Origin of the sequence: Vibrio sp. 2-Bac 85 (genome assembly GCF_037546705.1) — a bacterium.
In the GTDB taxonomy this organism is placed as follows: Bacteria; Pseudomonadota; Gammaproteobacteria; order Enterobacterales; family Psychromonadaceae; genus Psychromonas.
Map to the genome: position 1 here is coordinate 13730 of NZ_JALAAB010000016.1, position 14312 is coordinate 28041.

Consider the following 14312-nt stretch of genomic DNA (forward strand, 5'->3'; position numbering starts at 1 on the left):
GATTCAATAAATATGGTTGGTAATCTGAACTATAAAATGATGAGTATAAAAAATGAAATTAGTATTCAGTAATGAAAACCACTTTATTGTTAATAACGTAAAAAACTTAATTGAAGCTCAATCGATCCAAGTATTTATCAAAAATGAATTTGCACAGGGTGCCTTAGGTGAGACTGCCGCATTCGATTGTTGGCCTGAAGTTTGGGTGTTTGATGATGCTGATTTTGAACAAGCAGAAGCTATTGCCAATGAAGCACAGTCTGAAAAATCAGGAGCCGATTGGGTTTGTAAAAATTGTAATGAAACCAATGCATCTTCTTTTGATATTTGTTGGCGTTGTCAATGTGATAAAGCCACTAACGTAAATGATCAGTAAGTTTCATTTTACAAGTAACTATTTTACAAGTGATTATTTTATAAAGTATCGGCTTTGAAAGTAATGACTCCGCTAGTAACTAGTCTTTAAGTAACTTATCCACAAATAACTATTTCGAAAAATTAAGATGGCAAATATATTCAATCCTCAAGTTATCAAGCTAAGCTGGCAACAAACAATCCCTGTTCGACATCAGGTGCTATGGCCTAACGAATCGCCTGAATTCTGTCAGGTAGAAGGTGATGCAGAAGCATTACATTTTGGCGTGATATTAAATGAGCAGATAATTTGTGTAGCTTCACTTTACCTTGAAAAAAATAGAGCGAGATTGAGGAAGTTTGCAACGCTTGAATCTTATCAAGGAAGGGGGATCGGTTCATTAATGTTAAATCACCTGATTGAATCATTAAAAATGGTGGATATAAACTATTTATGGTTTGACGCAAGAGCCTCTGCATTACCATTTTATCAGCGTTTTGGTTGTACCCAAAGTGGTGATGTATTCTATAAAAAAACCGTACCCTATTATAAAATGCACATTGATCTTTAAAGTATTTTTTCCCGTCGCTTATAAATGTTAACGCACATATCAGGTGCAATTAAGCTTAATTATCGCTGGTTTTAATGCTTAGTGGGTAATTGGTTGGTAGGTTATAAGTTTATAAGTTATTAGTTAGCGGGTAATAGAGGGCTTACCTATTTCACTTATATAAGTTCCAAACTTTATATATTCCAGCTTTAATTTGCCTATTACTTACTCTCTAATATTAACTTTATAATGCAAAATCGATTTAAATAAGTTGAATATTTGACTTCAGTGCTCAATGAAACTATTGAACAAATTATCTGTAGATCAAAGTATACGAAGTTATCAACTTGCAGCTGGTCTGAAATTGCAAGTTGATATAATAAAGGAATAGCTAAATCTTATAGAAGTTAGTCACTAAAACCTTGGTGGATGAACTGCTTTCTTAATTGCACAAAATTTTCCTCTGTGCATTGTAAAAATTGCATCGCAAAGTTATATCCCTCTGGTTTAAATTTATCAAGCTTCGCTAATTCATACTCATTCATAATGATATGCATTGCTTCCTGTACTAGCTCTGCTTCATCTTCACCAATCAAGGTTTCTGGTGGATCAAAGTGTGTCACCATCCAGTCTTGAAGTTGTTCATTATCAATTTTGCTTTGTTCCCATAGGGTCAGGGTATCAATCAGCTGTTTTTTTGTAACAATAGGTTGAGTCATTTTGTATCTCTCTGCTGGTCTTGAATATTGGTCATTAAGGTCGATCATAACTGATCATAGGCGTGATAACTAATTGCTGATCATGGCCATGCCATTTAACCAAGTCTAAAAGGAGGGAAATCGATGTTTGTGTAAGGTAGCTAATAGTTAATATTGCTTTAACGTACTTATTTATGATTTATATCGTATTTAAGCCTCTATTATTCAAGGAACTATTATGCGCAAATGGGTTTTTTAGGCATAATTAACGACTATCTCTTACTGAAACATCACTTTCACCTTGAATCTCTTTTGTAGAACAAGGTTAATTTGTTCAGTAATGATGATAAGTGATTGAATAAATTAATTGATGAAGCAGTAACAACAAAAATGAAGGGATGCTAGTGGCTGAAATAGATAATCGGGAGTTTGTTCGCTTAAACCAAGTGAATTGTGGTGAGCTTGTACATTTACAAATTATTACCGCCACTAAACCGATACGTTTAAAAACACGTTTAATTGGTGTTGATCCTAATATGTCAGTTATTTTGGCATTTGGTAACGATGCTACCTGGGAAAAAGCCGCGCCTCATATTAAAGAATCAAAAGACGTTATTGTGCGCTTCATGAATAATGAAGATCAACAAGCCAGTGTGATTGCATTCCGCTCTTCAATACAAAAAATAATGACCATTGCAGGGCGTTGGTTAGTTTTAGACTACCCTAAAGCTATTGAATCTGCCGAATTACGCCAACATCTTAGAGTCGCTGTAAAAATAGAAGCTTCTTTACTAGATAGTGATGCTAACTCAGTCCTTGTTACTGGTCTTTTAAGTGATATTTCTATTCAAGGTTGTGCTTTTATTACTCGTCAAAAAGAAGCATTAGACTTACATAACTTATACCGTCTTTCGATCTCCATTGAAGATGAAAGCGCTAACAGTAGTGCAGATAAAAGTGTTCAGCTATCTGTGGCTTTAAAAAATATTCAAACATCAATTGCCAATGGCCATACACAGTATGGACTTGCTTTTATGACCCCAGAAAAAGAGACCAAAGTAAGCATTCAAAAATTACTTTTACACCATTTACAAAAATAGCATTAGTTCTCTCAATCATTATTTGAAGCTGTATCGCGATGCTAATATAGCTTAAATTAAAAATCCTCAAGTTGAAGTTACTCATTATTTTAATACAGGGAAGTTTATGAACTATTTTATTGTATTTATCATCAGTCTATTCACGATGCCGGTTATTGCTTCAAGCGAGGAACTTGATTATTTTGGCGCTAGTTTTGAAAATGACATCTTTTTTGATGACGATGGAGGCTATAGCAATGGATTGATGGTGAACTGGGGTTATTATGATATCGATGCCCTAGACAATGATAGCTTGCCTAATTGGATCGCATATTTAACGGATAGAACATATTTAAGCTCCCTAACAAATAGACAATACGCAATTCATTACAATCTAGGTCAATTTATTCAAACACCTGTCGATATTAAACAAACCACACTCATTGAAAAAGATGCTCCCTATGTTGGTCTTCTAGCTTGGGAAGTCAATATACTTGCTTATAATCAATCTACTATCGATGATCTCAGTTTAACAATTGGCATTGTAGGTCCTGCGGCAGGTGCCAAAGTGGTACAGAAGTCCGTCCATGAACAACTCAGTGCCAATCAGCCCATGGGCTGGGATAATCAAATAGATAATGAAGCTGTTGTAAGGTTACAACTAAAGCGCTTATGGCGTAATGCTAGCATTGACTTTGAAAGTTCTGAGATTGATTTTATTTCTGGCCTTAGTGCAGGAGCGGGGAACTTATTATCCGATGCAAGTGTTGGGGTTGGGGTTCGCTGGGGACAGCAATTACAATCGAGCTTTGCTTCGAGCACGCCTTTTCCGATACAGCAATTAAAAGGGCAAACGCCTAATGCAGCTGGTTGGTATATATTTGCTAATTTATCAGGGTCTTATGTATTAAATGACATCTTTATCGATGGTAATACTTTTAACAGTAGTCATCATGTGGATTTAATTCATTGGCAAACTGCAGCAACGGTGGGGGCGGTGTTTAATATTTCTCACTGGAACTTGATGTATAGTCTGACCTATTCTTCCGACCAATATAAAGATCAGTCGGAAGATAGTCGTTTTGGCACACTTTCAGCGGCCTATCACTTTTAATAAACTAATAAACTAATAACCCATACTTAATGAAGAAGGGGTACGGGGATCGGAAGCACCAAATAATCCGGTGTCTTTTTTCATGATACTTTGTGTACTACCCATGGTAGATTGAAGTTTTAGTTTATGTCCTTTCGCTTCTAATAGTTTGATTGTATCGGCATTTAAACCTGATTCAATACGAATATAATCGGGTAACCATTGATGGTGAATACGTGTTGCTGAGGTTGCCTCTGCGACATTCATACCATAATCGATAACGTTAGAGATAACTTGCAATGTGGTGGTAATAATACGAGAACCGCCGGGTGTACCTGTCACCATAAATAACGCGTTATCTTTTAAAATAACCGTTGGACTCATTGAGCTAAGTGGGCGCTTACCTGGTGCAATCGCATTTGCTTCTCCACCAATTAAACCATAACCATTAGCATGGCCGGGTTTAGCTGAAAAATCATCCATTTCATTATTTAATAAAACACCTGTTCCCTCTGCAACAATACCCGACCCGTAACTATAATTTAACGTATAAGTATTAGTTACTGCATTGCCCCATTTATCGACAATACTAAAATGTGTTGTTTGGTCACTTTCATAGGGTAAGTTAGCATCAGGTTGTACATCTTTGCTTAATGTTGCTTGATCTGGGTTAATAGCCGCAACTAACTGTTTTGCATATTTTTTACTGATTAATGTTTTTACTGGTACTTTTACAAAATCACTATCACCTAAGTGTAAACTCCGGTCTGCATAAGCACGGCGCATACTTTCGACTAATGTATGTATATGTTGCGCACTATTGTGTCCCATTGCGGTGATATCGTAATTTTCAAGCATATTAAGAATCTGTACAATATGTACGCCGCCTGAAGAAGGTGGTGGCATAGAGAAAACTTGATAACCACGGTAAGTGCCTTTAATGGCTTCACGCTCTACTATGTTATAATTGGCTAGATCTTCTTCATTGACCACACCGTCAGCTTCTTTAATACTGTTAGCAATCGCTTTTGCAACAGGACCCTGATAAAACCCTTTTTCACCTTGTTCACTGATTAAAGTTAATGTTTTTGCTAAATCAGTTTGTTTGAGTAGATCACCCGCTTGATAATTTGAGCCATCTTTTTTATAAAAGATGTTACGCGTGTTTGGCCATTGACTAAGACGCTGTTGCATTGCTGTCAGCGAGTTAGCTAAGTCTGCAGTTACCTCGATGCCTTGTGCAGCTAGCTTAATCGAAGGTGCCATCAGTTGTTCACGAGATAAGCTTCCGTAAGTTTTACGGGCATGCTCTAAGCCCATCACTGTGCCCGGAGTACCAATCGCTAGACCATGAAATTTAGAAAGGTCAGGTACCACTTCACCTTCTGCATCAAGATACATATCACGTGATGCGCTAGCAGGGGCTTTTTCTCGATAATCAATGGCGATCACTTGTTTTTTATCTGCAAGGTAGACCAACATAAAACCACCACCGCCTAGGTTACCTGCTCTTGGCAAGGTGACTGCTAGTGCATAACCCACTGCAACGGCTGCATCTACTGCATTACCGCCTTGCTTTAAAATATCGAGACCTACTTGAGTGGCTAATGCCTCTTGTGTTGCGACCATGCCACTTCTTGCCCACACTGGGTGATGAATAGACATTTGGCTATAAATAGCGGGGTGCGAAGCAGGAGGCGTAATGATTGGTGTTTCAGTCACCACTGAGGTGACTGCAAATACACTTTGGCTTACGGATAATAACAAACAGGATATGACGATATTGTTGAGGGGCTTGCTTACTGTCTTTTTAATCAGAGCTAACATAATGTTGTTCCTTATTTGGCAGTGGTGCGATAGGTTATTTATAACATCGTTGTTCTTTTATATAAGCGCATACAGGTTGTGGAGTTAAAAAGTTAATACTTTTATTTGTTGCGAGTAAATCGCGTATTTCAGATGACGATATAGCCAACTGTGTTGTACTTTGAAAATAAATATGACCCGACAAAAACTGATGTAATTGGGCAGGGTCACTTATTTGATGTTTTCTTAATAATTCACTGACAACACTATTAAATTGTGGCTCCCAGCCGGGTCGATGGCTGACAACTATATGACAATAGCTCAATATTTCTTGATATCGATACCAAGAATCAAATTGAATCAGTGAATCCATTCCCATAATAAAGCACAAAGGAGTCTCGGGATACTGTTGTCTTAGCAGTTTTAAGGTGTCGATCGTATAACTGCGAGAAGGTCGTAAAAGTTCTTGTGTTGTGAGTTGCAAAGTGGGTGTATCTTGAATCGCTAATTGCACCATATCAATACGTTGTTGCGCACTTGCCAAGCTTTTAGATTTATGAGGAGCAATATAATTAGGCATTAAGTACAAAGCTTGTAAATTTAAAGCTTGCTGAATTTCGAGTGCAGGGCGTAGGTGTCCAAAGTGAATGGGATCAAAGGTACCGCCTAAAAAACCTATTGCTGTTTGGTTGCTTTTGTTCATCGCAAGGTGTCCTTAGGGATGGCTTTATTTTAAAAATTGATAACAGATTGCATCTAACTGTAACCAAGTATCAGATTTATTTTCAACCTTAACCGAGACCTCTAACTGCGCACATTGAATAAGCATTTTTTCTAATTGCTTGGTGTTTAGTCGGGTTAAAGCATTCGTGAGTAAGGTTTGTTTCGCAGGCCACAGTTTTGGCTTTTGTTGCGCCAATAAAGTCGTTAGTGGCTGTTTTTTGAGTTGATAAGCATAGGAAAGTAGTTTTTGTATTTCACTGCTTATCGTTGCACTGAGTAACAATAATTCAGTGCCTTCAGCATGCAATTGTTTAATGATACGTGCATTACGTGCTTTATCACCAGCCAAGAGGCTATCCACCCACTGAAATAAACTAAAGTGATTATGGGTAGTAATACTTTGTTCCACTTGCGCAAGGTGTAAATGTTGCTTAGGAAATAAAATAGAGAGTTTTTCTATTTCTTGTTTGGCGGCTAATAAATTACCTTCAAAATGTAACACTAGAAAATCGATGACTTCCGAATTAGCAGTTAAGCCAACAAATTTAAGGCGCTGAAATAACCATTGTGGAAAGCGCTGTGGTAATAGGGCATTGGTTGAAATAAATAAACCTTGTTGCTCTAATTTATTAAACCATACACTTTTTAGTTGCTGACTATTCAGCTTAGGGCCTTTTAACACCAATAGAATATCTGTATTTAATAGCGGGGTTATTTCGCGAATAAAGTCAGTATTTTCTTTTGTTGTTTTAGACAGGGTGAGTTCAATAATTTGCTTTTCAGAGAACAAAGATAGGGTATTAAACTGGCTAAATATTTGGTCTTTATCAAAGCTGCCATCCAAACTATAACTAAAACGTTCTAGAAAGCCTTGATTTTTGGCATGAGATTGAATTTGTTCAAAAGCTTCAATGGACAATAAAGGTTCATCGCCGAAGATTAAACAACAGCTGGGCAGTTTTTTTTGAATATGGCTGCTTAATTGCTCTGGATAAATGCGCATTGAAATTACTCAGCCGATGGATCTTGCATGCTTAACATAGTCGAAATAACATGATCTGCTGCCACTGCGCGTAGCTCTTTGGTCAACAATTCCGCTTCTCTAGATTTAGCTAAGGCTTGTGTTGAATCGTCTAGAAAATCTCGATACAAATTAACGTTAAAATCACGTGGAGTATAATTAGGCAACTTCAAAGAGTACGTCATGACATAACCAATTTCTTTTTCTGCATTCTGAGCATTTGCATATAAAGAGATGGTACGTTCACTTTGACGTTCTGACTTAAGGTGTAATATTGCAGAACTTGGTGATGATTCAGTTAAAATTTTAATGTTTGCACCACGTAATCGCAATCTCACTAAGCGAGCTAATTCACCCTTTGGATTATTAGTTTGTAAGTAAATTTCTGGAAATTTTTCAACTAAACCATTGTTGTGCTTAAGGTGGAATCCGCAACCACTGAGTAAAAGAGTCATGACTAAGGTTGTTAAAAACAATCTATGACGATACAAAGCTTGAAGGTTAAATGAGTGCATAAACAGCCTTTTGATAGCATTTAATTGAGGTTAGAGAACAAACGACGTTTGCTATTCTATTTAAGAACAAACCCCTCAATCTAATTAAATAAAGTGAGAGGTTTGTTAAAATAAACGAGTAATGCTCGCTATTAAAGTATTACTTATTAACGTTAATTACTCATTAATTCTACTTACTAACAGCTCGTTAGCAATGATTAATTAGCAACGATTAATTGGCAACAATGTTAAGTAGTTTACCGGGTACATAAATAATTTTACGCACCGTTTTATCTTCAGTAAATTTGCTAACATTCTCATCTGCATTAGCAAGTGCTTCAACATCTGCTTGTGTTGCATCAGCAGCGACAGTTAATTTTGCACGCAGCTTGCCATTTACCTGAACAATAATCAGTTTTGAATCTTCAACTAGTGCTGATTCATCAACCGTTGGCCAAGGTGCTGACAAAATGTCATCTTCTGAGCCTAGTAGGGTGAATAACTCAGCACAAATATGTGGAGTGATAGGCGATAACATTTTAGTCACTGCTACTAATGCTTCTTGTAAAATAGCACGATCTTGCGCTGCTTCAGTTGGCGCTTTAGCTAGTTTGTTCATCAACTCCATAACTGCTGCAATCGCAGTATTAAAGGTTTGACGACGACCGACATCATCGCTTACTTTAGCAATAGTTTTATGTAACTCACGACGTAAAGTTTTTTGATCATTGTTGAACGCTTTAATATCTAAGGTCGCTACTTCACCTAACGCTACATGTTCAAATGCTAATCTCCATAAGCGTTTAAGGAAACGTAATGAGCCTTCCAATGCGGAGTCAGACCACTCTAATGTTTGTTCTGCAGGTGCTGCAAACATCATGAATAAACGTACGCTGTCTGCGCCGTATTTATCAATCATCACCTGTGGGTCAATCCCATTATTTTTTGATTTAGACATTTTACTCATGCCATCATAAATAAGGACTTGTCCTGCGGCTGTCTTAGCAGAAATAACTTTACCTTTAGCATCAGTTTCCGTAATTGCTTCAGTTGGAGATACCCAAACTTTACCGCCTTTAGCATCTTCATAGTAATAAGCATCTGCTAATACCATACCTTGCGTTAGCAATTTTTTGTAAGGTTCATCACAATCTACTAGTCCAAAATCACGTAGTAATTTATGGAAAAAGCGTGAGTATAAAAGATGTAAAATAGCGTGTTCAATACCACCAATGTATTGATCAACCGGTAACCAGTAATTCGCTTTAGCTGGGTCTAACATTTTATCGTCACTTTGCGGTGAGCAATAGCGTGCGTAATACCAGCTTGATTCCATAAAGGTATCAAACGTATCAGTTTCATGAGTCGCAGGTTGGCCGTTATAAGTCGTTTTAGCCCACTCCAGGTCCGCTTTGATAGGCGAAACAATGCCGTTCATGGTGACATCTTCAGGTAACACAACCGGTAATTGATCTTCGGGTACAGGTACAACCGTGCCATCTTCAAGTGTTAATGTTGGGATTGGCGCACCCCAATAACGTTGGCGAGAAACACCCCAGTCACGTAAACGGAAGTTAACTTGTCTTTTGCCTTTATTCTCACTTACTAATCGTGTTTCTACCGCATCAAATGCTGCAGTAAAGTCTAAGCCATCTAATGCAGTAAATTCACCAGAATTAAAACAAACACCTTTTTCTGTATAAGCTTCGTTACTTACATCTACCTCTGCATCAGCAGGTTTGATCACGGCTTTAATATCCAGACCGTACTCTTTGGCAAACTCGTAATCGCGTTGATCATGAGCCGGCACCGACATAACCGCACCAGAACCGTAACCCATTAATACAAAGTTAGCCGTCCAAATAGGTACTTCTTGTCCAGTGATCGGGTGGATCGCTTTTAAGCCTGTATCAACACCTTCTTTAGGCATAGTTGCTAATTCAGCTTCCGCTAATTTAACGTTCTTACAGCTTTCACAAAATGCGGCTAATGCCGGATTAGATTTTGCAGCTTCTAGAGCAAGTGGATGCTGTGCAGCGACAGCAACGTAAGTTACTCCCATAACGGTATCTGGACGAGTAGTATAAACAGAGAAACTTTGATCGCTGTTTGCTACTTTAAATTCCATCTCAATACCTTCTGAGCGACCAATCCAGTTACGTTGCATAGTACGTACTTGCTCAGGCCATTCGTCTAGTTGATCTAAATCGTCTAATAATTCTTGTGCATAGGCAGTAATTTTTATGAACCACTGTGGAATTTGTTTTTGCTCAACAACTGCACCAGAACGCCAACCGCGACCGTCGATAACTTGCTCGTTAGCGAGTACAGTTTGGTCAACAGGATCCCAGTTAACCGTTGCCATTTTTTTGTACACTAAGTCTTTTTCTAATAATTTAGTGAAAAACCACTGTTCCCAACGGTAATATTCCGGTTGGCATGTTGCTAACTCACGACTCCAGTCATAACCAAAACCTAACTGTTTAAGCTGTGTTTTCATGTAAGCAATGTTTTCATAGGTCCAACCTGCTGGTGCAGTGTTGTTTTTAAGTGCAGCGTTCTCTGCAGGTAAGCCAAATGCATCCCAACCCATTGGTTGCATTACATTTTTTCCTTGCATACGTTGAAAGCGAGAAACTACGTCACCTATGGTATAATTACGCACGTGTCCCATGTGTAACTTGCCGCTTGGGTATGGAAACATTGAGAGGCAGTAATATTTTTCTTTTGATGGATCTTCTGTCGCTTTAAATGATTGATTGTCATCCCAATACTTTTGGAATTTCGCTTCAATTTCTTTAGGGTTGTATAATTCTTGCATATTCAGTCTGCCTGCAATCAAAAATGGAATGATAATGATGCGCTAGGATACAGGAGCAGGCGCTTGGCAACAATATTTATGAAGAATGAAGCTGATTTTTTTAAAAAAAATGAATTAATGAGAACAAGAACGGTCAAAAATGATAATTAATTGATCATAATATCTGAAAATTGTCGTAAGGTTATATAGTTAAGGATTTCCCCGACTTTAAACATGGAGGCCACGTGGCTAAATTACATCAAGAGTTACTAGTAAACGATCAAGAGTTCGAGCTGCTATCTGAAATGTTGCTTGAAACTGAAATCATGAATGGTAAAGAACATAAGTATGATATCTCAGGTCAATCCGGTGGCAAAGAAGCGCTATTGTTTCAGCTTGGGTTAGCAGATGATTTGCAATTAGTTGCAAATTACGGCGATCACCACCTTGTTTTTCCAGTACAAATGGAAATGGGTGACTTCAGTAATTTTAGCATGTCATTAAAGTCTCCAAAAATTTATGAAACAGGTGAACATTTACGTTCTTGGCGTTTAGCTGCCGACAAAACCATGAGTATTGTTAATGAGGCAGGTGAGCTCTTGCCTTATCATGTTAAAGACTTATCCGCGTCAGGTATTTCATTATTAATTGAAGATGATGAGAATGCTGCACTACCCGAAGTCCTTAATAACCTGTATCTACAATTACCAGACCGTGAACGCCTGCCTATTTGTGGTTCGCAAATTCGACGTATCGATCAACATACTGTTGCTTATTCATTGGGTAAAGGAACAGACGATGAGGTGTTATCTTCATTAACTGAATACTTATTCGAATGCCATGCGGAGCAACATCCTGAAGCGCATATAAGTCGATTTAAGTAATTGTTTTGTTTGTAATTTAATCTCAATGTTGTTTATTTAAACTGTTTGTTCGATTATTCGGCAAACAGTTTTTTTTTGTTAAAATAAACTTTACAAGCAAGCCTTTAAGTCTGTATTATTCGTCTCGTTCCGGAGGGGTGGCAGAGCGGCTGAATGCACTGGTCTTGAAAACCAGCGAGGGTTAATAGCTCTCCGAGAGTTCAAATCTCTCCTCCTCCGCCACATTAAAAAAACCACTTACAGTTTTACTGCAAGTGGTTTTTTGCTTTTTGAATATAAAATTTTAAAACAATTAAAAAATTCAAATCTCTCCAACATCATCTTCTTTAAAATGATCTTCTAGTAATCTTAATCTCCTTAATCGTTAAAATATAATTTCTGCATTGTATCCAACCTTAATAATGAACTGTCTACCACTTTAAATGTTCATTATTTGTTATTTTATTTACTTTTAGGTGGTTTATTTGTTGCCTTAATATGAAAGTTAAGTAATATATTAATTCTTTTAAATTATCAATTTCCCCCTACTTTTCTTAGTTAAGATGTTGTTTTATAAGCTCAATCAATATTGGGATTATAATAACTCCACAGCCTGACCTAAATAGACTGGAGTTAATTAAAAAGGATTTACCTGTGAAAGATATATTTTTTTTGATTCAATGCTTACACCTAAAATAATTACATTTATATATTGGCTACTTTTATTGCCAGCAGTCATCACTGGTGTTATCACTATGTTTAGTGGTTACTCAGGTTTAACATTTTTTACTTTTCTAATGGGAATGCTATATATGGTTGGCGGGGCTGTTGGCGCACGAATTTGGTGTGAATTACTGATTGTCTTATTTAAAATTCACGAAAACTTACAGAAAATTGCTAATAAGTCAGAGTAACTAGTCTCATATCTAAATAGGTGTCGCTTATCGACACCTTTAAACCTCCTTCTTTATTTCGTTAAATTATCAAATGCAGAATACTAATTAGTTGAGCTTAATTGAATAATAATATTTTTAGCCTTGTTAAAGCTAATGAGTATTTTTAACAATGAACCATATATACTCGATGTGTTATTTTGTTCTTTACTACGATTTCATTTAATATTTTAGCCTTTTAAATTCAGTTGTTTATAATATAAAACCGAACTATTAATTTTTTAGGTTAATAATTTCTATTTATTTATTGGTGGGCTCATAAAGAGAATAAGTATTTATATCCATTTCCGATTTATATTAAATGACTTTTCAGTGTGAAATTTAAAAAGTAGGCCTAATGTAATTGCGCTTATTCGTTATACTTTTTTAATTATTTCGCTTTAGGTCTCTCCTTTTAGTTAATTTACTTTTGTAAGGTATTTAATGATAAAAAGATCCATTTATTCAATTGCTTTCGTCAGTATTATTATTGTCGTCATACTAGCGGCGATTGCTACTCAGCAACTTTATAGTTCGAAAGTAGGTACGTTAGATATTTCACTTAAAGAGATATCTGGTATTGAATATGATAAAAATGGCAATTTGTGGGGGATTAATGACGGGGATAATAGTGCGCAATTACATCAAATAGAAAAAGATGGTAGCGTCAGTAGAAGTATTACTATTACTAATGCTAAAAATCTAGATTGGGAAGATATGACTCAAGATGATTTTGGCCATTTTTTTATCGGCGATTTTGGTAATAATGACAATATACGAAAATGGTTTACTATTTATAAAATTGAAAGCCCTATTGATATTAAAGGCACTGAGACTGAAGCTGAAATAATTAAGTTTACTTTTCCAAAACAATTACATTACCCCCCTAAAGCCTCAGAGAAAAACTTTGATTTTGAAGCCTTTGTCTTTTACAAAAAACATCTTTATATGTTTTCAAAAAATCGCACTAAACCTTTCGATGGTGATACTAATTTATATCGAATAGGGGACCATGCCGATAACTATGAAGCCGAGTTTGTTAGTAACTTTAATACCTGCACAACTTTAGAAGAGCTTTGCTGGATAACGTCGGCTGCATTGAGCCCTGATAGAACTAAATTAATTTTATTGGATTCAGAACGGTTATGGTTATTTGAAAATTGGCAAGGTGATGACTTTTTCTCAGGTGAGGCCTATAAAATAAATTTAGGAATCGTTACTCAAAAAGAAGCGGTTACATTTTTTGATAATAATACGGTTATTTTTACTGATGAAGAATTCAATGGAATAGGGCGCAACTATTACATGATTCAACTCGATAAAGTAAAGAAAGAAAAAATAATTAAGAAGGAAGTAATTAAGAAGGAAGTAATTAAATACGATGTGAAAAATGAGCCTGTAAAAGATGAATCTATAAAAAATGAACCTGTAAAAATAGAAGAATGAGTTTAGCAATAAATTACAGCCCTAAATCATCTAGTGTGACTTCTATTTTTCGTACTGCATTCTCACAAAAAATATAATGGCTGTTTTTTCTCATGGATAAAAGGCTAATAAGGGGTAATTTATTAATGCTGTTGGTTTATTCGACAGTTAGTCTCTTTTAAGGCTCAATTATTTTACACTCAAATTATTTTACTATACTATTCCTTTCGTTCTGCGGAGGGGTGGCAGAGCGGCTGAATGCACTGGTCTTGAAAACCAGCGAGGGTTAATAGCTCTCCGAGAGTTCAAATCTCTCCTCCTCCGCCACATTAAGAAAAAAGGCTTCTCATTGAGAAGCCTTTTTTCGTTTTAAAAGATTATTACCTACTGCTTTAAAACCAAATTATCTGCCGTTTAATGTTCATAAATTTATATAATCATCAGTTTTTTCTTATGTTAAATTAAACGATTTT

At 36.4% G+C, this 14312-nt stretch carries 13 protein-coding genes and 2 tRNA genes; 9 read left to right on the plus strand and 6 right to left on the minus strand.

Translation table 11 applies throughout. The annotated features are described in order from the left end of the window. Positions 1 to 52: 52 nt before the first annotated feature. Together MT390_RS15185 and MT390_RS15190 are read left to right on the plus strand one after the other, a co-directional pair. A complete protein-coding gene (locus tag MT390_RS15185; protein WP_499442009.1) occupies positions 53 to 376 on the plus strand; it encodes a putative signal transducing protein in 324 nt (107 codons plus the stop codon). Between the two features lie 127 nt (positions 377 to 503). Then, the gene (locus MT390_RS15190; RefSeq protein ID WP_499442010.1) at positions 504 to 926 is read left to right on the plus strand and encodes a GNAT family N-acetyltransferase; all 423 of its coding nucleotides are present in this window, start codon (positions 504 to 506) and stop codon (positions 924 to 926) included. Between the two features lie 386 nt (positions 927 to 1312). Here MT390_RS15190 and MT390_RS15195 read toward each other — a convergent pair whose 3' ends face one another. Then, complete coding sequence (locus MT390_RS15195; RefSeq protein WP_166372664.1) at positions 1313 to 1624, minus strand: hypothetical protein; 312 nt, start codon at positions 1622 to 1624, stop codon at positions 1313 to 1315. A gap of 383 nt (positions 1625 to 2007) precedes the next feature. Here MT390_RS15195 and MT390_RS15200 point away from each other — a divergent pair, with 383 nt between their 5' ends. Next, positions 2008 to 2703, plus strand: coding sequence for a PilZ domain-containing protein (locus MT390_RS15200; protein ID WP_166372665.1), 696 nt, complete (start codon positions 2008 to 2010; stop codon positions 2701 to 2703). A 106-nt stretch (positions 2704 to 2809) separates the two neighbouring features. Next, on the plus strand, positions 2810 to 3796 hold the full coding sequence (locus tag MT390_RS15205) for a lipid A deacylase LpxR family protein (protein ID WP_499442011.1): 987 nt from the start codon (positions 2810 to 2812) through the stop codon (positions 3794 to 3796). Positions 3797 to 3808: 12 nt separating this feature from the next. On the opposite strand, the gene ggt is transcribed toward MT390_RS15205, so the two are convergent. The 5 genes from ggt to leuS all read right to left on the minus strand — a co-directional run bounded on the left by ggt (position 3809) and on the right by leuS (position 10640). Next, on the minus strand, positions 3809 to 5602 hold the full coding sequence (gene ggt / locus MT390_RS15210) for a gamma-glutamyltransferase (protein WP_499442012.1): 1794 nt from the start codon (positions 5600 to 5602) through the stop codon (positions 3809 to 3811). Between the two features lie 34 nt (positions 5603 to 5636). After that, positions 5637 to 6284, minus strand: a complete 648-nt coding sequence (nadD, locus tag MT390_RS15215) for a nicotinate-nucleotide adenylyltransferase (RefSeq protein WP_499442013.1) — start codon at positions 6282 to 6284, stop codon at positions 5637 to 5639. A gap of 24 nt (positions 6285 to 6308) precedes the next feature. Beyond that, entirely contained in the window at positions 6309 to 7307 is a 999-nt protein-coding gene (holA, locus tag MT390_RS15220) for a DNA polymerase III subunit delta (protein WP_499442014.1), read from the minus strand. A 5-nt stretch (positions 7308 to 7312) separates the two neighbouring features. Next, complete coding sequence (locus MT390_RS15225; RefSeq protein WP_299660779.1) at positions 7313 to 7840, minus strand: LPS-assembly lipoprotein LptE; 528 nt, start codon at positions 7838 to 7840, stop codon at positions 7313 to 7315. A gap of 211 nt (positions 7841 to 8051) precedes the next feature. Next, positions 8052 to 10640 (minus strand): leucine--tRNA ligase, encoded by a 2589-nt coding sequence (leuS, locus tag MT390_RS15230; protein WP_499442015.1) that lies wholly within the window; start codon positions 10638 to 10640, stop codon positions 8052 to 8054. Between the two features lie 224 nt (positions 10641 to 10864). Here leuS and MT390_RS15235 point away from each other — a divergent pair, with 224 nt between their 5' ends. The 5 genes from MT390_RS15235 (at position 10865) to MT390_RS15255 (ending at position 14166) form a co-directional block, all read left to right on the plus strand. Next, positions 10865 to 11503, plus strand: coding sequence for a PilZ domain-containing protein (locus MT390_RS15235; protein WP_166372671.1), 639 nt, complete (start codon positions 10865 to 10867; stop codon positions 11501 to 11503). Positions 11504 to 11634: 131 nt separating this feature from the next. Further along, a tRNA-Ser gene (locus MT390_RS15240) sits at positions 11635 to 11725 on the plus strand. Between the two features lie 437 nt (positions 11726 to 12162). Continuing rightward, the gene (locus MT390_RS15245; RefSeq protein ID WP_499442016.1) at positions 12163 to 12396 is read left to right on the plus strand and encodes a DUF4282 domain-containing protein; all 234 of its coding nucleotides are present in this window, start codon (positions 12163 to 12165) and stop codon (positions 12394 to 12396) included. 462 nt (positions 12397 to 12858) lie between these two features. After that, the gene (locus MT390_RS15250) at positions 12859 to 13860 is read left to right on the plus strand and encodes a hypothetical protein (protein WP_499442017.1); all 1002 of its coding nucleotides are present in this window, start codon (positions 12859 to 12861) and stop codon (positions 13858 to 13860) included. 215 nt (positions 13861 to 14075) lie between these two features. Beyond that, positions 14076 to 14166 (plus strand) — tRNA-Ser (locus MT390_RS15255). Positions 14167 to 14312 lie beyond the last annotated feature (146 nt).